The organism is Vibrio sp. E150_011 (genome assembly GCF_053544015.1).
The window spans coordinates 238,539-262,103 of record NZ_JBHFOL010000006.1; the positions used below are offsets into that span (position 1 = coordinate 238,539).

The window sequence follows — 23,565 nt, forward strand, 5'->3', positions numbered from 1 at the left end:
TTAATGAGAGTTTATTGATACATTTCCATCCCTAATTTAAAACTCATGATATCGAGTTTCTCTACAATATTTTCGTAACTAATAGCAATTGGCAAATGACTGTACTGTTATTGATCACGCCCCATCGTTGTTATACAACGCCTATATGTTATCGACTACCTAGCTAATGCATTCATGAATGCCGCTTTTATTTTATCTCTACCCTCTTTATGTTGTGGGTCGGATTTGTACTGTTTGTGATAAAACATCTTGTACTCTACAGGCTTAATATTTATCGGCATTTCTAATACTTGTAGCCCTAAGACTGGCCCCCAACGGTGAGCAAATGAACTCGACACGATTCCAATATTATTGGAACATTGAACTTGAAGCAGTATCTCCGCTAAAGAAGAGACTGATATCATTGAATTACGTGCTTGCACACCACCTTGTGCAAGTAACTCAAATCCCGTAAGACCGTTTCTGTGTCTAGTAAGTAGGATATGATTTTCGTTATAAAACTGCGCTTCAGTACACGTACCATTAATACGCGGATGGTTTTCTCTACAAACTACATATAATGGGTCGTTTAGCAATGGTTCGGCAATTAGCGTACTGTTGTGATTCACTAAAGCATCAACCACTATGTCTGCTTTTTGAGTTCTAAAAAGGTCAAAAATCTCTGAGGTATCGTAAGGCTTTTCGACCAATTGCAAGCCATTAATATCGTTAATAATATTAAGTGCGATCTCATCACAATGAACGATTAACTTACGATCATTGTTAATCGTCCCGTAAATGACCCCTAAAGCATCTTTGAAATGCTGCGCCGCATGGTCAGCGGATGAAGTCGGGACAATTTTCTGCCCTTTACGCAAAAACAAAGTATAACCTAATGACTTCTCCAATCGTTTGATCGCAGAGCTCACCGCCGGTTGTGTCACCTCAAGCTGATTTGCGGCTTTAGTAAACGAGAGATGTTCGTGTACTACTATAAAAGTTCGTATTAAATTCAGATCAATCATCTTCAGCACTCTTACATTCTGGCCGTGACTAAACGTCGCTAAACGGGGTTCTAGACATTAATTTACCCAAGTAAAAAGTCAGAGACCAATTACTTCTAGTATAAACCATATTAATACTAGAAGTAATTGGCACTATCTACTCAGTCCTCGCCAGCTTTATTACCATGTCCGAATCATAAATCAGTAAAGGACTGTTCACTTGAAATCTCTGACTAAGAAGAAGCTCGCGACGGCTTGTGCGCTTGCAGCTGGTACTCTCTCAGCCAACGCAACCGCCGCAGATAAACCAAACATCCTCGTTATTTTTGGCGATGATATTGGCTACTTTAACCTCAGTACATATAACCAAGGAATGTTGGGGTATAAAACGCCAAATATCGATCGCATCGCCAATGAGGGTACAAAATTCACCGAGTTTTATGCACAACAAAGCTCTACGGCTGGGCGCTCGGCTTTCATCACGGGCCAAATGCCTAAGCGTACCGGTCTTTCAAAAGTTGGTATGCCTGGTGCTAAAGAAGGTATTTCTAAAGAAGACCCTACTCTTGCGACGATGTTAAAAGAGTACGGATATGCGACGGGCCAATTTGGTAAAAACCATTTGGGCGATCGTGATGAGTTTCTTCCCACTGCCCATGGTTTCGACGAGTTTTTTGGCAACCTCTACCACTTAAATGCTGAAGAGGAACCAGAAAACACGGATTACCCTCAAGATGCCTCGTTCACAGAGAAATTTGCGCCTCGCGGCGTGATTCGTTCAACGGTTGACGGCAAAATTGAAGATTCAGGTCCTTTGACTCGCAAACGAATGGAAACCGTTGACCAAGAGTTTCTTGCAGCCGCTGAAGACTTTATTGAACGACAAGTGGAAGATGACAAGCCATTCTTTACTTGGGTTAATACCTCACGCATGCACAACTTTACCCATGTTGGTGAAGAAAACTCGGGCCGTAGTGGTTTAGGTTTCTATGCAGACGGCATGATTGAACATGACGAACAAGTTGGGCAGCTTCTCGATAAGATCACCGACCTTGGCATCGACGATAATACTATCATTATCTACACGACAGATAACGGACCAATGAAAGGGACGTGGCCAGATGCCGCTTCATCCCCATTCCGTGGAGAAAAAGCCACGGGCTGGGAAGGTGGCTTCCGAGTGCCTGCATTAATGAGCTGGAAAGGAAAAATCCCTGCAAATTCTACCGTCAACGGCATGATGTCACTTGAAGATTTTGTTCCTACATTAATGGCTGCTGCCGGGAATAGCGAGATCAAAGAAGAGTTGTTGAAAGGCCGCGAGTTAAATGGACGCCAATACAAAGTTCATCTCGATGGCTACGATCAGACAGAAATGATTCAAGGTAAAACCGAAAAAAGTGCGCGTGAACGTTTCTACTATTGGAGTGATGACGGCGATCTTCTTGCAGTACGTCACGACCGCTGGAAATTTCACTTTATGATTCAAGAGCACAACACGGGGATTGAGATGTGGAAGCAGCCTTTCACTAAACTTCGTGTGCCGTTAATTTTCGATCTCGAAATTGACCCATTTGAAAGTGGCGAATATGGCATTGGTTATGACCAATGGATGTATGAACGTTTATACCTTCTAGGTTACGCAAAAGAAGCCGTCGCGGATGTTATGGAAACATTCAAAGAGTTCCCTCCTCGCATGGAACCAGGCAGTTTCACGCCAACCAAATAGTTAAAATCGTCGTTAAAAAAATACTTTTATAACCAAAGTACGTTCACTTAATACAAATGGTGTGTTTAACGCACCATTTGTATTTGAGGTTTTCTCATGCAAAAAGTTTCAATGAAAGACTCTACCCAAACCCAGCTTAGCCCTTTAAGAACTGCAGAAAAGGACATTACTGACACCCCCAAGTACCTGCGTAGATTTCACGTGATGGCTAAACCAGGGGGTTCCAAATGCAACATTGATTGTCAATATTGCTTTTATCTTCATAAAGAGGGATTGCTACACCAACCAAAGCAACCTCGCATGGATGATGAGACACTAGAGCGCTTCATCGAAAGCTATATTAACAGTCAAGATAGCAAGGAAATCATTTTTTCATGGCAAGGTGGTGAGCCGACGATGCTCGGTATCGACTACTATAAAAAAATCATCGCTTTGCAGAAGAAATATCAACCAACAGGTGTCGTTATTCAAAACGACCTGCAAACAAACGGGTTGCTAATTAACGAGGAATGGTGTGTTTTTCTAAAGAAACATCAATTCTTAGTTGGCTTGTCGATCGATGGACCGCGCGATTTACATGATATCTATCGCGTCACGCGCTCTGGTAAACCAACCTTCGACCGTGTAATGAAAGCCGCTCGATTACTACAGAAATATAAAATCCCCTTTAACGCACTGACGGTCGTAAATAGAGAAAATGCTAAGCACCCTTTAACGGTATATCGGTTCTTGACGCAAGAGTTAGGTGCTAATTACGTGCAGTTTACCCCGTGTGTCGAAGCCTCAGACTTTACGCAAACTGCTCCTCAATTTTGGGACAGAAACACGGCGCTGATGCAAAACAGTGACGTAATTTTTTCGACACAAGTTCACCACCCCGTGACTGATTGGTCTGTGACACCAAAAGATTGGGGCCATTTCCTCACCACTATTTTTGAAGAATGGATCAATCACGATTTAGGCAAGGTTCTCGTCAATTACTTTGAAACAGCAGTCGCTCAAAAAATGGGCTTGCCTTCTCAATTATGCACAACGGCTGAGTTCTGTGGTAAGGGCGTTGCATTAGAACACGATGGCAGTATTTATTCATGTGATCACTATGTCTATCCTCAATATCAACTTGGAAACGTCAATACAGAAACACTCAATAATCTCGTTTTCTCGACTCGCCAAGAAGCCTTTGGGATGGCCAAACGAGATAGCCTCCCAACACAGTGCGTCGAATGTGATCACTTATCGCTTTGCTGGGGAGGTTGCCCCAAGGACAGATTGCTGACCACAGCCAAAGGAGAAGAAGGCCTCAACTACTTGTGTTCTGGGTTTAAAGCCTTTTACGACTACGCCGATCCCATTTTGAACGGTTTAGTCGCGTTAATCCGACGTAATAATTCAATTTAATCAATTACTTCTATTTAAGGCTCATTTTATGCCCCCAATCACTTCTTCCGACGCACAAGCCGCTTTTTCGTCGTTATCACATCAACTTGACCAAGAGTTGATTGGCCAATCGCACGTCGTCAATGCACTGATCATTGCCTTGATTACTCAGGGTCATATCCTGTTAGAAGGGCTTCCTGGCACAGCGAAAACTCGCGCCATCAAAGCATTTTCTCGAGCATTAAATGTGGACTTCGGACGTATCCAATTTACCCCAGACCTGTTGCCATCTGACGTCACTGGGACCAATATTTATAGAGAAAAAGGCAGTGAACTCGGACTCGAGTTCCAGCCGGGACCTATTTTCAACAACATTGTCCTCGCCGACGAAATTAATCGAGCCCCAGCAAAAGTTCAGGCAGCATTATTAGAAGCAATGGCTGAACAGACCGTGACCATTGGTAGTAAAACACACCCATTACCTGATGTATTCTTGGTCATGGCGACTCAAAATCCAATAGAGCAAGATGGCACTTACCCGCTGCCCGAGGCACAGATGGACCGATTTGAACTCAAAGTTCAAGTGGATTATCCAGATGACCAAGCAGAACTTGCTATTGTTCGATTAGTCCGTTCAGAACTGAGTTCTACTCACGAACAACCTCACCACAACGACCCAACGTTTGATCTTAATGCCGTCATGATAGCTCGCCAGGCGTTGCCTACGTTACACGCCTCGGAATTAGTCGAAACCTATAGCGTTGCCCTCGTGATGGCAACAAGGCACCCAACTCGCTACCCTAATTCATCGCTATCTCGTTGGATTTCCATAGGCGCAAGCCCTAGGGCTTCAATCGCGTTAGATCGTTGTGCTCGTGCGCACGCCTGGTTGCAAGGTCGTGATTATATCGAGCCCGATGACGTGCGGGCTGTCGCACTGCCGGTATTAGGACACCGTATCTCACTAACATTTGATGCGATTGCGGATGGCGTTAAGCCGTCTGACGTCTTAAACGAATTACTCGATCACGTATTGATTGGGTAATGGAGACGATCACATGCCTATCAATAATCACGACCCTCGTCTTGAGTGCCATTTACCGCAACTAGTGAAGCTCAAAACGAGCAGCCGCGATTTTTCCCTTAAACATGGTTTGACTAATACGAGCATCATCACTGGCAGCCATTCTTCGACCTCTCGTGGTCAAGGTTTAGATTTTGAGGAGCTGCGACACTACACACAGGGCGATGATATCCGAAACATGGATTGGCCAACGACCTTACGCACCGGTAAACCTCACGTTCGCTGCTACAACGAGGAACACGATAGACGAGTAATTATTTGTGTCGATCAGCGTAGCAGTATGTATTTTGCCTCAGTCGATACCATGAAATCCGTCGTCGCAGCCGAAGTGGCAGCATTAATTACTTGGCGCGTCATTGACGACCAAGACCGCGTTAACTTAACGCTTTTACAAGATGATAAGATCGCGGAATTCGCAACCACACGATCCAGCAAAGCGGCACTAGCCCAAGTCGCAGCGCTAGCAACCGCCAATCAATTGTTAACGTCAACACCGTCAACAAGCCAACCTATGTCATTTAGCAAGCTCATTACACACTTGGCGCAAAAACAACCTAAACAAACGAGCATCATTATATTAAGTGACTGGTTAGAATTAGACCATCGCAGTTTGCAATCACTCAAAGTTTTACAGGGCCACAACGACGTACTAGCAGTAATGATCACAGACCCGATGGAGAAACCTCACCATATCAATCAACTGATGGGTTTCGTCATGAGTGATGGCGATCTGCAATTAAACATTGATTCGACTAAGCTCGCAAACACCGCACAACACGGTTTACTTAATCGATTTGCTCAATCCTATAAGGACGTTACGCAGATCATGAATGGGCAAAAGCTACGTGTGCTTGAATTAGATACCAGTGGGCAACATATTAAGCAATTTTCTCAAGTTATGACGCCTAATACGAATACGATAGGAAACGCATCATGATCATGAGTGAATCCAATGGCGCTTTTCTATTTAGCAAAATGGCAGCAATTAAACCGCCTGAAACATTGTCTATTTTTCCATTAGCACCCGGGTGGACATTCGTTACTGTGTGCGCCCTCTTATATATGGCCTTGCGGCTTTACAAGGCTTATGTCCGTTATAAAGAGAATCGCTATAGACGGCAGGCATTGGCATTTCTAAAGCAAAATCTTGCGCACACCAATGACCCAGAGGGATTATTTAGGCTGATTAAACACGTTTCAACCATCATTGATGGTGCGACAGCGCCTTTACAAGGCCAAGCTTTATTACAGTGGCTTGATGATTATTCTCCCTCCTCCCACGCACTATTTAACGATGCGATGGGCCATCAATGGCAGCGCAGCTTGTTTAATCCTATTTATGTTCTGACTGAAGAACAGTCGCAGGAATTGTATCGACGTACCGAATATTGGCTGCGAAATCATCCGACAGCAAAGGCAAATTCATGAGCGATATTTGGTCTAACTTAACTTTTGGTGCCCCACTTTGGCTTTGGTTACTACCTGCGCCACTATTTGTCATGCGCTGGGCGCCACCATTCCAAACAAAAAAAACCGCTATCAAAGTCCCTTTTCTCTCTGTTCTTGCCGATGTATTACCAATACGTCCAACAAAGGGGGCCAGTCAACTTAAACCGACTCAGTCACAACGGTTTTTATTGTTATTAAACTGGATAATCCTCGTCATTGCGATGACACAGCCCATTATCCTTGGTGCAACACAACAACAAACATTTTTTGGCCGAGATATCATGGTCGTGACCGACTTATCTGGTTCGATGGCTAATACTGACTTTTCCGATCAAAACAATAAAAAAATCAGCCGACTTGATGCCGCAAAGCACGTACTGACCGACTTCGTCACCCAGCGTCAAGGAGATCGACTTGGACTCATTCTTTTCGGTGATGCCGCTTTCATTCAAACCCCTTTTACCACAGATCAAACCGTGTGGCTTGAACTGCTTAATCAAACGGATGTTGGTATGGCAGGTGAAAGTACCCATCTAGGCGATGCGATTGGATTAACTATTAAAGCATTCACTCCTGACATCGATACATCGACGTCAGTGACTCGAGACAAGGTCGCCATTATTCTCACTGATGGCAACGATACCGGAAGCGATGTGTCGCCCGTCGAGGCAGCAAAAATGGCAAAAATAGCGGGTATAAAGCTGCACGTTATTGCCATTGGCAACCCCGACACCATTGGTGATGAAGCGATGGATATGGATGTCATTAGAGACATTGCTTTCGAATCTGGCGGACAAGCTTTCCAAGCGCTAGATACGACGTCCCTAGCACAAGCATATGATGTAATCAGTGAATTGGAACCCTCTAAATTTGAAAGTAAACCGTTTCGACCGAAACAATCTATACACCACTTCTTTATAGGATTATCACTGATGATCAGCACGTTGTTTATTGGTTTATCCGTGTGGAGTCAGCGCCGTGTTTAATTCACTTGACGTAACGTTACTAATAAAACAATTCCACTTTATCCGCCCTGAGTGGCTACTACTTTTGCCATTCATTGGCGTGTTATTCTGGGTTAGTTGGAAAAATAATCGTCCCAAAAAGGCATGTCATTCGCTGCCAAAGCACTTAGAACAAGCATTGACTATCAACCACTCTAATTGGCGAGCACAACTTCCGTTAAAAGTACTGGCCTTGGTCATGACACTGGCGGTAATCATTTGCGCAGGCCCAACATGGCAGCGTCAACCATCACCGCTTGAACAAAATAAATCGGCACTGTTGATTGTGCTCGATAGTAGCCAAAGCATGTTAAATCTAGATGTAGCGCCAACACGACTTGAGCGAAGCAAGCATAAGATTCAAGACTTAATCGCTCTGCGCCAAGGAGGGAAAACTGGACTGATTGTTTATGCAGGTTCATCGCACTTAGCTATGCCTTTAACAGAAGACCCATATGTTATCACTCCTTTTCTCGAAGCAGTGTCACCAGATATTATGCCCATCAAGGGAAAAAGAGTCAGCCGATCACTGCCCGTTATCACTTCCCAACTGCAAGATTTAGCCGTCCCTACTAGTGTATTACTGATCACCGATGGAATACCCGCTGAAGAGACAGAGCAAGTTCTTCATTATTTTACCAACAGCCGTCATCAACTGATTATGCTATCGGTGAACGGCAACAGCGACACCCATCAATTGCAAAGTCTAGCCAGTCAAACAGGCGCATATTTGTATCAGGTGACGCCGGATAACTCTGATGTAGTAGCAATCGCAGATTTAATCAGACTGAACACTGAGTTGAATAGCGATTCAACGCTTCCTTGGCAAGACAATGGTTATTACTTGTTGTTTCCTTTAGCATTTCTTTACCTTTTATGGTTCAAACGAGGTTGGGTCGTACAGTGGTGTATTTTAGGGCTCATTACTACCAGCCTTTGCTTTAGCCCTCAGGCTAGCGCACAGGATGGAGAGCCTGGTAATCCTGCATCAGGAGAGACAACACAGACAGGGCTAGCCCGTGCGGTAGATTTTTTTGTAGGATTGTGGATCACCCCCGATCAACTCGGGCAATGGTATCTTATGCACGACAACCCTAAGCTTGCAGCCTTGTATTTTGTTTCACCCAAGCACAAAGCCAATGCGTATTTTCTCGCGGGTGACTACAAACGAGCTGCAGAGATTTGGGTCGCATTTGATGACGTGGATTGTCAATTTAATCTCGGACTCGCGTTAATTGGACAACGAGAGTATGTAGCGGCTAGGAAACTCTACGACACGCTCCATAAGCAATATCCGGATGACGAAAGTATTGCTCTTAATCTTAAGGTCGTCTCTGACTTTATTCAGTTTATTAATGATTTTAGTGAAGGACAGGGGCGAAGTGATGAAGGGCAAAGCGAAACGTCTTTTTCGTTGCCTGCCGATCAACCACAAACGGCAGACGGGCACGACCAAGAGGTCATGCCTGATTCAAAAATTCAATTACAAATCACAGCTGATGATTTATCTACAAACCCCGAGATGACAAAGCAATGGCTTCTGCGCGTAGAAGCTAATCCTGCGTTGTTTCTCCAGCGAAAGTTTGCTCTCCAATTACGAGATAATACACTATGAAAAACTGGCGGAACTTATCACGTTTTATTGCTATTTTGGCCCTGTGTTTTTCCTACCCGACTCTCGTTCACTCAGCGGTAGAGAAAGGCGACGAACAAGACGTCATGATTCGTAGCTGGTTAAGTAGCGACAACACCACGACACCAACCTCTATCAATGAAGTTGTTTTTATGTACATTGAAGTCGCTACATCGCGTTGGTTTACTGCTGGGACGCAAATTAGCAACATCAACGTTCCTAATCTAATCATCCCGCAAGGTGATTTGGCAGCAACTAATTTTAACCGTCGAAAAGGAGGAGAAAGCTGGTCGCATCAACGTTGGCAGATCCCTATTTATCCACATAAAAGTGGACGCTATACAATCCCGGCGGTTGACGTAAAAGTGCAGTTTAGCGCACAAAATGGGGAGGATGTCAGGACCACCTTTCGGACTCGACCACTCTACTTTACCGCTCAAATGCCCGTGGCAGATTTTGCTCAAAATCAATCGACGTTAGTCGCAAGTCGCGCCGATTTGAAACAGGTTTGGCGTCAGTCAGACGATACACTTTCAGTTGGTGACAGTATCACTCGAACCGTGTATCTCCATGCTGATAATAGCTTAGCGATGTTACTTCCAACGCTCCTCCCAACGCCTTGGACTGGCTCTGCTGACTATTACGACAAGCCTATTTTTCTCAACGACTCCCGGGTTCGAACTCACTACCTATCGGAGCGACAAGAAGAACGTAACTATGTGATTCAAAAAGGTGGACCGTTAATCTTAGCGCCGATTGAGATTACATTTTGGAACACTGACACGCAAAAACTCGAACACTTATATTTAGAAGGGGCCAAGTTCCAGGTTCGCCACACTTTCTCCTCGTGGATAAAAGCATATTGGGTATACGTCATCGCTATTGTGTTAGTCGGCGGGTTAGCAGCAGCAGGCGTTCGCGGTATACGCGACTACTATCGAACTCACCCACTGCCGCCACTGATAGCGTTTGTGCTGTCTCTAAAGCGAAAGCAGTGGTCGCTTGCACGCAAATTGATATACCAGCGGCTACGACATAAAACAGACCTAGTGGAACTAAAACGTCTCTCTTCCGATCCACAATGGCAAAACATGAGCGCTCACATTCAAAGCAACATGGTGTTTTCTCGACTCCGAGCTTGCTTATGTTGGCGACGATTATCTAATAACCAGTCACAAAAACCAGAACATAAACATGTCGTCCGTAAGTAATCGCACGATGGTTTAGACAACAGAGGGAAATGGGCATTTACTCGCTTCCCTCTTGCCAAACGATAATTAACTTATTGTTTTCTTTTTGACCAGTATTAATATGATTAATAGTTGAAGTAAGTGTCGGTCTCTACTTAGAAAGCGCATCCTCCATTACCATAGCGCATCCTTAAACAATGATAATGTAACAACATGACTGGCACCTCCAACCATACCCTCAGCACAGATCTCGGCAACCTTCTTAAATTAAATCACGTATGTCGTAAAAGTACGATGCTCAGCATTTTAGCCATCAGTATGCCTTTGATATATGCGAATGATACCTTCGCCCAAGATGAAGACGACCTCCAAGACATGTCTGACCCACTCGCTGTATTTACTCAGATTGGCGCGGGTTACACCAATAAAGGTATTAACTTAAAAGTCGGCCAAACATACGATACGGGAAAAGAAACCACGGCCGCTATGAATATTATTGAGCTAAAAGGAATAGGTGGCGAGGCCTTAGGTTGGTCAGATACCGCCAATGATTCTATTGACTCTTTCCGCTTCCGAAACTTTGGTGTTGACCTTACTAACGGGCGCGGAAACCAAATTGACATTGCTTATGATCTCAACAACGAAAGTGGAACGGCTTCGTACAGTTTGATCCAAGCGTTACCCCAATATGGTCCCTTGAATCTGTACCCGTTGGCAGGAGCAGGCGTTTCATTCGCTAACGATGCAGATTCTGGGTACCATGTTCCCGGTACATTCGCTGTTGTGGGTGCTTATAGTAAACTCGCGATCACTGATAACATTTGGCTAAATTACAATCCGATGTGGATGACGACATTATCCGGTTCTCAAGAGTATATGGATAGCGGTATGGCCGGTGGTGGGAACGTATTGACTCACGAGTTTTCGGCGTCTTATCAAATAAACGCTCGCTTAAACATACGTTATTTTGCGAACTGGTCAGAACATACCTCAATCGAAAACGGCGATCATCGCATAGAGGTCAACTATCAGTTGTAGACCAGCAACTTCGCTCCTAATTATCATCCTTAGAATTAGCCTTTAGATAGAAACCCAATTAAATTAATGAAGTGCTCTATTCAAGATAACGAACGCGGCTTACTGGCGACATTGATCTTCAGTTAAAAAAATGGCTAATCAAACATGATTAGCCATTAAAACGCCTATTGTTACACCTTTTCGGTTACTCGTAGAACGTTTTTCTCAATGCCAATTCTAAGCCTCGAATTTCAGCTAAGCCTTTTAATCGTCCGATGCATGAATAGCCAGGGTTAGTCTTTTTCTTGAGGTCATCAATCATTTGGTGGCCATGATCGGGACGCATTGGGATCATTCGGACTTGCCCATCATCTTTACGACGCTTTTCTTCTTTAAGCAGTGCGTTAATGACGTTATACATATCCACATCACCTTCTAGGTGTGACGCTTCATGAAAGATCATCGGGATGAAGCGCTAACTTGAGTCCAAACTGATCGCACACTGGCATGAGTTCTTCTAAAAACAACACCATATGTTCACGTAGTTTTGACTTATCAATGCCATTACCATTTATAAACTTGCCAAAATTAGCGACAACCCATCCATTAAGCAGCAATAAAAAGAAAAACCCCGAGACCTTTCGGCTTCGGGGTTATAACTCTTACTCGCAGCAATCCCGCTACTAAAGGTGCTCCATGCATCAATCCATGACAGTAATGCTGAAATCCGTCAGCTTATTCCGTTCATCGCCATCCTAGCGGTGTCCCAAATGGTGTTCCTTACCCGCTAACCATCCTCGTTAGCTTATCTCACTCTTTCCTAAGCGGTGTCCATGGCATCTATCCTGATGCTTGTTCCCTACTTCATCCAAAAGTGTCCACTGCCTTCCTTAGTTCGTTACCTATCCTAGTAACGGTTGCATCCTTTCAATGTCCTGTTTGCTCTCCGTGCCGACGGCGCTTCCTAAACCATCGAATCGTCTTCCTGACGATGCCCATTCCTTGAGCCTTTCCTGTTCCGTGTCGCTATCCTGTCGACAAGAGATATAATAATGGAGTCACGATAAATTGACGTGTTACTAGGATGTAAAAAAAACACTCAAAAAACGACAATGAATAATATAACGCTAAATAACAGATAGTTACCTTCATAGATAACTCATATTCGCAATACCATTCCTACCCTTCACTCACGGAAGCGTAAGCGATCTCGCACAAGCCTAAGAGACATATAGTCATAACCATTCATTCGCAAGTTAATACGATGTTGCCAAGACGAGAGATTATCGATTGTTGACCATGATTTTGATATAGTCACAACATATTAAAACGTAATAGTGCAGCGCATTTATCATAGTTGGTAAGCTCTCAAGCGCCGTTGTTTGACTCCTCACTTTAAAACACTATTACGATAACAAGCATTAAACAGGAATGACCCATGGCAAAGAAAATCGTTCAATTTGAATATGAGAAAGAGACAAAAAACAGTGTGCGCTACAAGGAAGTACCTGAAGAAGGTACTGCGCCAATTGTTGGTTCTTTATATGTTCAGAAGTGGTTTGCTGGGAACAGCAAAACGCTAGAAATCACGATTGAAAAGAAAGACTGAATATATACACGATAAGGAATGTTGACTCGGTAATAAAAGCATCATCGAGTCAACCAAATGCCCTAGGCCAAAGTAACTAGTCGATGATCACTTTTACACGACCCACTTCACCACTCTCAAGGCGGACTTTAATACCATGAGGGTGACTAGGCGATTTGGTCAAAAGGTCTTTCACTACTCCCGACGTCAATGTCCCACTTCGTTGATCCTGCTTCAGAACAATCTTTACTTCTAGCCCTGGGTGAATATTAGCTCGGGTTGTACCACTCATGATTTATACCTTATTTACTCAATTGTTTTAGACGATACACGCAATGCATTGCCGAGTCGACCAGACTTTCCTTGCCTAAAACACCACATTCATTAACGGCTTAAGTCGTTCAAACGAGGCTTGACGAGCAAAATGTAAACCTGAACATTAATGGCGGTCTTCACACCTCATAATTTGCCTTGATACCGATATCAAAGTGCAGCGGCATTCTCCATTTTTGAATGGCAAGGTAAGTCATAATTATTCCAACGACCGCAGAGCACACCATTACGCCTTGCCAATAACCTTGCCCAATAAATAGCGTATTCAATGCTAGTAAAACGGGGACAAATTTAAGCCCATATACCTTGAAGCAAAAGGATTCTTTTAGCGCGACACCGGAAAAAGTAACAAACAAAAAGCCCAATGCAATCCACGATGATACGTCGATTCCACCAAACAACATGACCAATAACCCAATCCATGTTGCCCCCACTATAATGCTACGAACATGCTTACTGTACACGTGCAAATTACCGGCAGTTAGGGCGCTAGCGACACAAAGCGTCATGACAGTAGCCAATGCCACAAAGGGGGACAGCGAAAATACGCCGATCATGCTAGAGGCAACCAACGAATAAGCGAACATCGCAACAGCAAACAAACTGATGCCAGTGCGATACAAGCAAACACTTATTTTATCATGTGTGTCTAATTTCTCTGTGTATTCGGGATTTGCCATGGCTGCTTTCCGGTCGTTAATTGCAGGTATTCTAACACATGGCATAACAAGCATGATTATCGTTCGAAAATCTTAAAGGTTCAGAAACTGGTTAACAATGAACTTTGAATAACCAAGGTATTACTCAATGTATTGATTTACCGACGGTTGTCGGCGTTGGGTCTTTATTACAATAACCAGTACCCGAGTCCAAATATGGTCATTCCTACGCAGGCAGAAATCTACTCACAGCGTTTACGGAATCAAAGCCACTCCCCGCACACTGAAACTCGTTTTTAGACCTAGCGCTCTTAGCCTATTGCTCTTTAACCCATCCCTATTATGCCGTCATCCTCGTGCAGACGAGGATCTTCATCAGCGTGTGACTCGCTTAAATCGAAACGAATGACACCCGAATAGCTTTACAACGCGCTGATGAAGATCCCCTTTTTCAAGGGGATGACGATTAGTTTTTATTTGTGGAGGAGTCACATGCCACAATTTATTCTGCGTTGATGAAAACCGAACTGGCACGTTTATGGACATAAACGGTTTAGGTTCCTTTTTTCTCCAACTAACAACATTCGTCATCCTCGCGAAAGTGAGGATCTCACAAAGCGCATAGACAATTGAAAAAATTCGATTAAGTTAAGTTCATCGAGTTCGCAACCCGCTGAATGAGATCCCCTTTTTCAAGGGGATGACGGTTAGTTTTATTTGTCGGGCAGTAACATGCCAGAATTTATTCTGCGTTCATGAAAACCGAACGGGCACATTCTTGGACAAAAGTGAGCTTGCTGTCCACAAGAAAGTCTTCTGTTGAAACTTGTTAAAATGAGACTTTCATAGCAAGTTCGAACATTTTAAAAAAAGTATAAGAGATCTACTTATCAACGCTCAAAACCGTCACAAACTTTCAAAATGGTTTTGGGGTAACTAGCCAAGTATTTCTTGTTAAAATCACGCCTAGCGCGTTTTAGGTGCATGGAAGCGTGGTTTTTGATGATTAACTTACGGATTTACTACCGATTTTTGAGAGGTTTGATAACGTTTTTCTCTTAGGCTAATGTCCAGCTTTACTGGTGCAGATCACTTATTCAAGCCAATTTTATTGAACAGTTTATGATGTCACTTCGTTCTTCAATTTATCATATGAGTCGTTAATTCGTTGCATCATCGGTTTGCTTCCACCTTTATCTGGGTGATGAAGCGATGCTAGGCTTTTATAGCGCCTTCTAAGTTCGTGCCTACTGGGTAACGACTCATACCCAAGAATATCGCGCTCTGTTAAAGTGCAGTTAGACTCAGGTTGTTGACTTCTCAAGTTGGTATTTTCCTGAGTCAGAGAGTTAATATCCCTCTCAGCCTCACTAAGTAAAGATTTCAGTTCATTTATTCGTTGGTTAGCTTTACGGATAGTTTCATTCGCTTGCTCTAACAAAGAGTTTTCTCTATCTTTGCTTTCTCGTTTATTGCCTGCATCTAAATATCCTAGCTTAGCTAATACGTATGTAGCCCTTTCTCTTTCGGTATCGTTGTAATAATCAGTGTGGAGACGGCTTAGCATTAAATGAGCTGTTTTGACTGAAAGCTCCTCACTGCCTTCAAACAAAACTGCTCTCTGTTCAGCATGGGCTGACGAAAAAAAATCAAACATGATAAAAGTAACTCACAAAAAAATATAGGGTAATAATACCAAGTAAGTTGTTGAGGGTATATTCACAGAGGTATAGCCGCATTAAGTAGCTACGCTATAGAGATTTAACGTAACGGCACTTAGTGCGTACTGGCAAAAATCTAGAGGCTGATTGAACAACCTCTTTTTCGTGTTCTGGCTCATAATGGGGCAAAACTAAGCTAGCCACCATATGATACTCTTGTGGTTCCGAGAGGGTTGTCGGTAGATTCCTTTCTTCAAAGGAATGACGAATTCTTAGATATTTTTATTACTGATTAAGGATAGCTTTTGTCTAAAAGCGTGACTGCTCTCATTAATCAAAATAAACCGTCCCCCCTTGAAAAAAGGGGATCTTCATCAGCGCGGTATGAGTCTATTTTTCGGAATTCGTTTCTATTTTATGTGAGTAGTACGCGTTGGTAGACCCTCGTTTCCAAGGATGACGGCCTAATTTTGAGGGATTAGAAAATGACAAACTATGAGGCCGTAGTCCAATAGTGTGTGCGTGAGGTATTGCCGAAAAAGAAAAACCCCAAGACCTTGCGGCTTCGGGTTATAACTCTTACTCGCAGCAATCCCGCTACTAAAGATGCTCCATACATCAATCCATGACAGAAATGCTGAAATCCGTCAGCTTATTCCGTTCATCGCCATCCTAGCGGTGTCCCAAATAGTGTTCCTTACCCGCTAACCATCCTCGTTAGCTTACCTCACTCTTCCTAAGCAGTGTCCAAAGTGCCCACAGCCTTCCTCAGTTCATTACCTATCCTAGTAAGGGTTGCATCCTTTCAATATCCTGTTTGCTCTCCGTGCCGACGGCGCTTCCTAAACCATCGAATAGTCTTCCTGACGATGCACAAGCCAACCCTGTGTCTATTTCGTGATATTTATGAGCGAAATCTAGAACAAATGAACGAGGTGTTGAACTGAACTAAATGAGCGTATCGAACATCGCATAGACGTAAGGCTCGAATTGAGGTTAGTGAGCGCACTTGAATGACATGATGGCAACGAGGATGAAATCGACGCCACCCACTCATCTGGTCGATCACTATCATCTTGACTAGAGCTTTAAACACTGTAACCGATTTAGTTTGAAGTCATGTTGAAAATGGGACCTTGCAACAAACTGGCAAGCCTCACTTACCCCTTCATAAGGTTAAGTTTAAGAATCAAAATAAAAGATGCAACGCCAATATCACACTCTTCCTCTTTTATTTTCATCATTCCCCTGATACTACGTCCACATTCACTACAAAGGTCATTATCATGAAGCATTCTTCACTCGCGCTCATTTGTCTCAGCTTAATCTCAGGAGTGAGCCATGCAGGAGCCATCAGCGACGCTTTTTCTGGAATTACGATTGGTGGGGGCTATGCGACCGACAGTAGTCATGGCGAAACGCTCAAAGGCTATTCGGTCTATTCACAGGGTTATATTGTCCCATCGATGAAAGAGAACCTGTTCACTGATTTTCGAGTAACCACAACGTCAAACGATTCATTCAACAGTCAAAATGGCACCCTTGAAACACAATCCATTGACCTCGTCCGGTACCAAGCAGCAGTAGGGTTTGGTGTCCCGTATCATGCCACCGACTCTATCGTAGTTAAACCGTACGTTACAGCTGGTTGGTCATGGGACAAAGTATCTGCCGGAAGCCAAGACGAAAAAGACAACAGTTTTGTTGCGTCGGCAGGAGTCAAAGGAGAATTTGGCGAGCACTTTATGACTGGTGTTGGGTACTCGAAGGAAACAAATGGATTAAAATCAGGGCAATGGTTAGTCGATGTAGGCTACCGCTTTAACTAGAACTCAAGAGATTCTCTATCCGCAAAACTTTAAGGTAAATTTCATGACTTGTATTGTTGCCGTCGTAAATGATGATGGAGACATGTTTATGGGCTCTGATTCTTTGTCATCAGGAGAAAAAAAGTGCCGCGTTGTTACTAATCGAAAAGTCTTTAAATCGGGCGAGTTCTTAATTGGTTACACGACATCTTGGCGAATGGGACAACTCTTAGAGTTTTCCTTTAACATTCCACCACTCGACCCTGAGACACAAGATATTATGGCCTATATGGTCAATAAATTTGTCCCAGCCGTCATTGACTTATTTATTAAAGGTAACTTTGGCAATCAAGAGCACACCGTCAAAGTCGGTGGTTCGTTCCTCGTCATCGTCAGAAGCATCATATTTGAAATCCAAGATGATTTTTCAGTGTTGCAGATTCATTCCAATTACGCGTCCGTAGGGTCTGGTGCTGAAGTTGCTATGGGTGCACTCGCAGCACTCAATCAAGACCGCGAACACTCGACTTATGCGACGTGTGTGGCAGCACTTGAAATCGCCTCAAAGCATGTGGTGAGTGTTGGTGGTAAACCAAGAATCATATCCTTGATCAACGAACACAGTGAAGTAAAAACGTTCACCTAGTTTTGGCGCTGATATCAACGTTCACACAGTTACGTCATTTCAGTTGTATTACTTATTAATGGTTCTGTTGCAAAATCCGAGAGCTAAGGTAACACTCGGATTTTGACATTATGGAAGGATCGTTCAATCTGTTATTTTCGATTAACTGATTGGCATTACGGCTTTTACTGGCCTTTTGGCTGGGTAGGTGACCACTAGAACTGACAGAGAACTAATTAGCCATATGCCGCCTTCTGTCATGCGTTGACATTGACTGCCAGTAGCCTTAGCTGGAACGATTACGTAGCTTAGGGTCATCAGTTAGGTATTCCACGAACTCGATTTCAAATCCTGCAGGATCAATAAAATAACTATTTTTTCGGTAAGGTTCTTTCGCACCGGGTTTTGCTACCTGAAATCCCGCTTGGTTCAGCCTAGCTATAACACTGTCGATATTATCAGTCACATAGGCAAAATGAGCGAGACCGACCTGATGTCCAGATAAATCGCGATTGCCCCCTTCACCATTGTCACTTAGCGCAATATATTGATAATCGTCACCAAAATGCAGCCAGTTCCGCGGCTTACCATTCCAGTCCCCTTTTCCCTCATCACGAATAGACCAGTGTGGGAATGCCGCTTGGTAAAAGGTCAACATTTCCGGGATATCCTTTACCACTAGATTGACATGTTCGAGTTGAATCATTTTTTCTCTCCTTGAGTGTGTCTGTACGCAACACAATCCATGCTAATACTTAAACCTAAGTTTAAGTAAAGCAGTTATTTCAAACTCTGAAAGCACCCGTCGACAAATGGATGAAGTAGTCACACCTCAAATACACCTAGAGCTAATTAAAAAAACATAATGGCCTGCTGATTCTTGGTAGTAACATCGCGATTGGGAGTAAATGTTGACTCGCTTCACGATTAATCGGACATATCGCCATTATAGAAAGCTGATCATAGCAACCGCGGCGTAGCTTTCGTATATTGTCTACTCTACTTTCACTTGGTCTGGATAGCATGGAAGCGTATCTAAAAAAGATTGCTCACTTGGAAAAGGAAAACGAGGCGCTTAGGCGTAAAAACGCTCGTCTTCAAGAAAAGTTAAATGCTGCACTCGATAGCAATGGGCTTTGTTTGTGGGAGCAACACATCCCATCCGGTACTCTTACCATTTTCAACATGGAATGGGGCCAAATGCTCGGCTACCAACCTAACGAGTCAGCCGCTACCGTAGAAACGTGGAAAAACAATCTGCACCCAGATGATTACGACCTTGCGGTCGGCGCATTAAACGATCATTTAGCGGGAAAAACCGATTTATACGAAGTGGTCCACCGCATGATTCACAATAATGGCAGCGATAGCTGGATTTATGACCGAGGGCGAATCGTTGAATATGACTCATGTGGAGCGCCTCTTCGTATGATGGGCACTCACATCGATATCACAAAAGAAAAACGTTATGAGCAACAACTGACAAAACTGGCCTCAACCGATCCACTTACCGGACTATTAAATCGAACGGCCATCGCGGACAGCGCGTTTTTCGGCGAGCAATCAGATACGTTACAAAAATCAGCCATGATATTTTTTGATATCGACAATTTTAAAGCGGTTAACGACAATTTAGGCCATCACATTGGTGATACCGTACTTATCAACATCGCAAAAAGTCTAACTGAATTGGCCCCAAAGCACTCTCACATAGGGCGCATTGGTGGCGATGAATTTGTTATATTATGCACCTACTCAGAACAAGTAGAGCTCACGACGCTTTGCGAGCAACTGTTTCTGTCCATTATTCCTGCTATAAATCAGAGCCTTGATAATGTCGACATTGGGATGAGTATCGGTATTTGTCTCTTTCAGAAGGGGGGACATCGTTTCGAAGATATTTATCAAAAAGCCGACCAAGCCATGTACGACATTAAGAAGCACGGCAAAAATAATGTGAAGACCATTGATTCAATGCCCATTGCTAATCAAGTTAATGCCACTTAATAGTCACACCTACCATTGAATCACTAACGGCTACGAAAAAAACACACATCATTAAAACGATACCTTTCGGGCGACACACTTCAACCCCACTGAAGTCGTGGAATCGATTTATCTTTCTTTTACACACCCTTGGTGTTATACATATATATAACACCAAATCAGATAGGAAGTCATACATGACGCATTGGCATGATCGCCAACCGATTTTTCGTCAGTTGGCCGATCAAATCACTCAACAAATTCTGCAAGGAATCTGGCAAGAAGGCGACGCTTTGCCATCCGTTCGCAGTATTTCGTCAGATATGAAAATCAACCATCTGACCGTAATGAAAGGCTATCAGTTGCTCGTGGATGAGGGTTTGGTCGAAAAAAAACGGGGTCAGGGTATGTTTGTCGCTCAAGGCGCCGTCCATCAGCTACTTGCCGATGAAAAAGCGCGTTTTCTTGAACAGCAACTTCCACAAATCGCTGCCACGTTGCAACGCTTGGGGATGTCACTTGAAGAATTTATCCAACAGTTAACACCACATATAGAAAAATCAGACACTAAAGGTGACCAATGAACGCATTAGTCAGCGTACAACACGCTTCCAAACAATATCGCCAGCAGGGAGACGCTCTGCATGACGTTAGTTTTGATTTGCATGCGGGGCAAGTTCTTGGTTTGCTCGGTCACAATGGCGCAGGTAAATCGACCCTTATTAATGCCCTACTCGGCACGCATGAATACCAAGGTATGATTCGCATTAATGGTTTTGAACCCATTAAGCAGCGCGATAAAATCATGCAAAGCTTGTCTTATATATCCGATGTCAACGTGCTGCCAGGTTGGATGACCGTTGCCCAGCTTCTTAATTATACCCAAGGTGTCCATCCTGGGTTTAGTCGTGACAAAGCGGATTCGCTACTAAGTCAAACTGACATAAAAGCTCGCACACGTATCAAATCACTCTCAAAAGGAATGAAGGTACAATTGCATTTGGCCATCGTCATTGCCACAAATACTCAAATCTTGATCTTAGATGAACCTACTCTAGGGTTAGATTTAGTCTACCGAGATACGTTTTATCGCCACTTGTTGGAATGGTTCCATGATGGTGAACGCGCACTGATTATTGCCAGTCACGAAGTAGCGGAGATTGAACATCTGCTCACCGATGTCTTGATCCTCAAACATGGCCGCCCAGTGTTACAAGCCTCAATGGACAGTATCAGTGAAGATTACTTTATCCTTGATGCTCGCGACGAGCACCACGATCACATCAACTCCATGAATCCCCTGTCCTCACAAAAAGGACTCGGTACCACCAAATGGCTGCTTTCCTCTCAATATGCCGCCCAAGTTGAAGGACTGGGGAGCATATATGGTGTGAAACTAGCAGATCTATTCCTGGCCTTGCAAAAGGAGACCATATAATGCGTTCAATCATCGCCATGTTACGCAAAGAGTGGTTAGAAAACCCATTGGTCACACGTATTCCTTTGTTTATGTTTGCTTGTGGTTTATTACTTTTTATCAGTTTGATCGGCAGCGCAACGCTGCAAGACAACCTATTTTTCCAAATGGACGTAAGCGGCGACGTCAGCGACATCCATATGAGTATGGGTGATGATATAAATATGCTGATCGCGGGCGGAGTGGGATTACTGTCGATCTTACTAGGCACACAATATTTTCCCAGAACACTGCGTAAAGAACGTTCAGAGGGCAGTATTATGTTTTGGCGTAGTATGCCCGTCAGTGATGTTAAAACACATCTCGTGAAGCTAGTCTTTGGTTTACTCGTCATTCCTTTAGTGTGTTCAATACTGGTCTTTTTTGCAGACTTAATGCTTTGGGTTCTTAATGTCTCGACTGAGCATCAGTTAGCGCTGCTGTATCGTCAAGCGTCACTGGGCTACGTGTTCATCAATTGGATTGAGTTTTTATTGAGAATGGTCGTTGCAGGCGTCTTATTGTTACCCTTGGCACTCGCTGCAATGGCCATTTCTCAGAAGGTCAAGTCACCACTGTTGGTTATCTTAATTGCCATTTACGCTTTACGCTGGATGCCAATTGCAATATTTAACTATTATGGTGTCGATCAGTTCTTCTCAGCGATTTTCTCTTTGCCATTGCATGCTATTCTTGCTCATAATCCATTTAGTGCTCTCCCTGAGGCAGGTTGGATTAACATTGCCATTTATGCCTCTATCGGCATTTTAGCATGGGCCGCAAGCCTCAAATTGAGCCGAACGGTTAATTAAATATATGAGCACAAAGTGGGGGCATCGCCCTCGCTTTGCCGCCCTCTCACTGAAACCCTCTGGAATCACTATAAATAATGATTGAAATCAACCCAATCATAACTACTAACAAAGTACGTTCCCTCAAAGACTAAGAATCAGGCATAATGGCGCTCGTAACGGTTGCGTGACGTAATATGGTCAGTTTATGCGTGTGTTTCCTTAAATGATAAACCAGTGATTCACCGGAAAATATTGTATCAAATCACTAAAGAGCTAACTAAGGAAAGCTCCAGCAACCTCTCATTGTAGGAATAACCGTTCTACGATACCCGGTATTATCAATATGATTGTCAATGTCAAATCGTGGGGTTGAATGCGATAAATAGCATTGATTTACAATGTATCAAGGTGACTAACCTCCCCTAAAATATCGTTTCGCGCCACCCTCGAGCAATCGTGCGTATGATTGCGTCATTTTCTCGGAGCTAACTGCACTGCGATACCACGTTAATAAAGGTCAGATTACAAATTTCCTTTTATTTATTAACAATCCAATCCATTTCTAATCAAACATGGAGTTGGTTTTTATAGTCGCTTTTGCGATTAAAAAACCTCTAAGTTATGAAGTTTAAGTCAAAAAAATACAGTATAGATTCTACAGACTATCAAGTCGGTCAAGACAATATCACCAAATGGGGAATGGATGTTCATAACACCGTATTCACCGCATCCGCTGGTTTGTCCATTCTGTTCATTGTTGCACTATTGATTCTTTCACCCGCCGATGCAAAAGCCGCTATTGATTCAGTAAAGGCCGCCGCCTTATCTAAGTTCGACTTCGTGTTTATGTGGACCGCAAATATTATGCTAATTTTCGCTCTTGGGATCGCGTTTTCCCCATTAGGCAAAATTCGCTTGGGTGGTGACAGTGCCACCACGGATTACTCCACCATGTCTTGGATCGCCATGTTATTCGCGGCAGGAATGGGAATTGGACTTATTTTTTGGGGCGTAGCAGAGCCAACTGCGTTCTATACAAATTGGTTTGGTACACCTTTAGGTGTTGAGCCATACACGCCTGAAGGACGTGAATTAGCACTTGGCGCTGCCGTTTTCCACTGGGGTTTCCATGCTTGGGCTATCTACGGCATGACAGCACTTTCGCTTGCCTACTTTGTTTATAACAAAG

22 protein-coding genes and 1 pseudogene are annotated in these 23,565 nt (G+C 43.5%); 17 read left to right on the forward strand and 6 right to left on the reverse strand.

What is annotated here, in order from left to right:
- Positions 1-155: 155 nt before the first annotated feature.
- Positions 156-1,004: a LysR family transcriptional regulator gene (locus ACE1OE_RS12285; protein WP_372059541.1), complete on the reverse strand. Its 849-nt coding sequence runs from the start codon at positions 1,002-1,004 to the stop codon at positions 156-158.
- 199 nt (positions 1,005-1,203) lie between these two features.
- Here ACE1OE_RS12285 and ACE1OE_RS12290 point away from each other — a divergent pair, with 199 nt between their 5' ends.
- The 9 genes from ACE1OE_RS12290 to ACE1OE_RS12330 all read left to right on the forward strand — a co-directional run bounded on the left by ACE1OE_RS12290 (position 1,204) and on the right by ACE1OE_RS12330 (position 11,487).
- The gene (locus ACE1OE_RS12290; protein WP_372059540.1) at positions 1,204-2,712 is read left to right on the forward strand and encodes an arylsulfatase; all 1,509 of its coding nucleotides are present in this window, start codon (positions 1,204-1,206) and stop codon (positions 2,710-2,712) included.
- Positions 2,713-2,808: 96 nt separating this feature from the next.
- Positions 2,809-4,110: an anaerobic sulfatase maturase gene (locus tag ACE1OE_RS12295; protein WP_449211236.1), complete on the forward strand. Its 1,302-nt coding sequence runs from the start codon at positions 2,809-2,811 to the stop codon at positions 4,108-4,110.
- Positions 4,111-4,138: 28 nt separating this feature from the next.
- Entirely contained in the window at positions 4,139-5,134 is a 996-nt protein-coding gene (locus ACE1OE_RS12300; RefSeq protein ID WP_449211237.1) for an AAA family ATPase, read from the forward strand.
- Positions 5,135-5,147: 13 nt separating this feature from the next.
- Complete coding sequence (locus ACE1OE_RS12305; protein WP_449211238.1) at positions 5,148-6,110, forward strand: DUF58 domain-containing protein; 963 nt, start codon at positions 5,148-5,150, stop codon at positions 6,108-6,110.
- Positions 6,107-6,601, forward strand: coding sequence for a DUF4381 domain-containing protein (locus ACE1OE_RS12310; RefSeq protein ID WP_449211239.1), 495 nt, complete (start codon positions 6,107-6,109; stop codon positions 6,599-6,601). The genes ACE1OE_RS12305 and ACE1OE_RS12310 overlap by 4 nt, the downstream gene beginning before the upstream one ends.
- A complete protein-coding gene (locus ACE1OE_RS12315; protein WP_449211240.1) occupies positions 6,598-7,608 on the forward strand; it encodes a VWA domain-containing protein in 1,011 nt (336 codons plus the stop codon). Before ACE1OE_RS12310 ends, ACE1OE_RS12315 begins: the two co-directional genes overlap by 4 nt.
- The gene (locus tag ACE1OE_RS12320; RefSeq protein ID WP_449211241.1) at positions 7,601-9,241 is read left to right on the forward strand and encodes a vWA domain-containing protein; all 1,641 of its coding nucleotides are present in this window, start codon (positions 7,601-7,603) and stop codon (positions 9,239-9,241) included. Before ACE1OE_RS12315 ends, ACE1OE_RS12320 begins: the two co-directional genes overlap by 8 nt.
- A complete protein-coding gene (locus tag ACE1OE_RS12325) occupies positions 9,238-10,470 on the forward strand; it encodes a hypothetical protein (protein ID WP_449211242.1) in 1,233 nt (410 codons plus the stop codon). Before ACE1OE_RS12320 ends, ACE1OE_RS12325 begins: the two co-directional genes overlap by 4 nt.
- A gap of 273 nt (positions 10,471-10,743) precedes the next feature.
- The gene (locus tag ACE1OE_RS12330; protein WP_449211260.1) at positions 10,744-11,487 is read left to right on the forward strand and encodes a hypothetical protein; all 744 of its coding nucleotides are present in this window, start codon (positions 10,744-10,746) and stop codon (positions 11,485-11,487) included.
- 184 nt (positions 11,488-11,671) lie between these two features.
- Here ACE1OE_RS12330 and ACE1OE_RS12335 read toward each other — a convergent pair.
- Positions 11,672-12,032, reverse strand: a pseudogene (locus ACE1OE_RS12335) (mannonate dehydratase); the annotation flags it as partial.
- 872 nt (positions 12,033-12,904) lie between these two features.
- On the opposite strand from ACE1OE_RS12335, the gene ACE1OE_RS12340 reads away from it, so the two are divergent.
- Entirely contained in the window at positions 12,905-13,075 is a 171-nt protein-coding gene (locus ACE1OE_RS12340) for a hypothetical protein (RefSeq protein ID WP_198593058.1), read from the forward strand.
- Positions 13,076-13,151: 76 nt separating this feature from the next.
- Here the strand turns inward: ACE1OE_RS12340 and ACE1OE_RS12345 are convergent, their stop codons facing one another.
- The 3 genes from ACE1OE_RS12345 to ACE1OE_RS12355 all read right to left on the reverse strand — a co-directional run bounded on the left by ACE1OE_RS12345 (position 13,152) and on the right by ACE1OE_RS12355 (position 15,703).
- Positions 13,152-13,346, reverse strand: a complete 195-nt coding sequence (locus tag ACE1OE_RS12345) for a YwbE family protein (RefSeq protein ID WP_102469267.1) — start codon at positions 13,344-13,346, stop codon at positions 13,152-13,154.
- 160 nt (positions 13,347-13,506) lie between these two features.
- A complete protein-coding gene (locus ACE1OE_RS12350; protein ID WP_449211243.1) occupies positions 13,507-14,067 on the reverse strand; it encodes a DUF2301 domain-containing membrane protein in 561 nt (186 codons plus the stop codon).
- A gap of 1,099 nt (positions 14,068-15,166) precedes the next feature.
- Positions 15,167-15,703: a J domain-containing protein gene (locus tag ACE1OE_RS12355; protein WP_449211244.1), complete on the reverse strand. Its 537-nt coding sequence runs from the start codon at positions 15,701-15,703 to the stop codon at positions 15,167-15,169.
- A 1,290-nt stretch (positions 15,704-16,993) separates the two neighbouring features.
- On the opposite strand from ACE1OE_RS12355, the gene ACE1OE_RS12360 reads away from it, so the two are divergent.
- On the forward strand, positions 16,994-17,536 hold the full coding sequence (locus tag ACE1OE_RS12360; protein WP_449211245.1) for an outer membrane beta-barrel protein: 543 nt from the start codon (positions 16,994-16,996) through the stop codon (positions 17,534-17,536).
- Between the two features lie 43 nt (positions 17,537-17,579).
- A complete protein-coding gene (locus tag ACE1OE_RS12365; protein WP_449211246.1) occupies positions 17,580-18,161 on the forward strand; it encodes a hypothetical protein in 582 nt (193 codons plus the stop codon).
- Positions 18,162-18,426: 265 nt separating this feature from the next.
- On the opposite strand, the gene ACE1OE_RS12370 is transcribed toward ACE1OE_RS12365, so the two are convergent.
- Positions 18,427-18,846 carry a VOC family protein gene (locus ACE1OE_RS12370; RefSeq protein WP_102469273.1) on the reverse strand — a complete coding sequence of 140 codons (420 nt, stop codon included), beginning with the start codon at positions 18,844-18,846 and terminating at the stop codon, positions 18,427-18,429.
- Between the two features lie 317 nt (positions 18,847-19,163).
- On the opposite strand from ACE1OE_RS12370, the gene ACE1OE_RS12375 reads away from it, so the two are divergent.
- From ACE1OE_RS12375 to ACE1OE_RS12395, 5 genes are all read left to right on the forward strand, one after another.
- Positions 19,164-20,147: a diguanylate cyclase domain-containing protein gene (locus ACE1OE_RS12375; RefSeq protein ID WP_449211247.1), complete on the forward strand. Its 984-nt coding sequence runs from the start codon at positions 19,164-19,166 to the stop codon at positions 20,145-20,147.
- 176 nt (positions 20,148-20,323) lie between these two features.
- Entirely contained in the window at positions 20,324-20,710 is a 387-nt protein-coding gene (locus ACE1OE_RS12380) for a GntR family transcriptional regulator (protein ID WP_449211248.1), read from the forward strand.
- Complete coding sequence (locus tag ACE1OE_RS12385) at positions 20,707-21,564, forward strand: ABC transporter ATP-binding protein (protein WP_449211249.1); 858 nt, start codon at positions 20,707-20,709, stop codon at positions 21,562-21,564. The genes ACE1OE_RS12380 and ACE1OE_RS12385 overlap by 4 nt, the downstream gene beginning before the upstream one ends.
- Positions 21,564-22,394, forward strand: coding sequence for a hypothetical protein (locus tag ACE1OE_RS12390; protein ID WP_449211250.1), 831 nt, complete (start codon positions 21,564-21,566; stop codon positions 22,392-22,394). Before ACE1OE_RS12385 ends, ACE1OE_RS12390 begins: the two co-directional genes overlap by 1 nt.
- A gap of 603 nt (positions 22,395-22,997) precedes the next feature.
- Positions 22,998-23,565 (forward strand): BCCT family transporter (locus ACE1OE_RS12395; protein ID WP_449211251.1); only part of this gene is annotated, 568 nt, incomplete at its 3' end.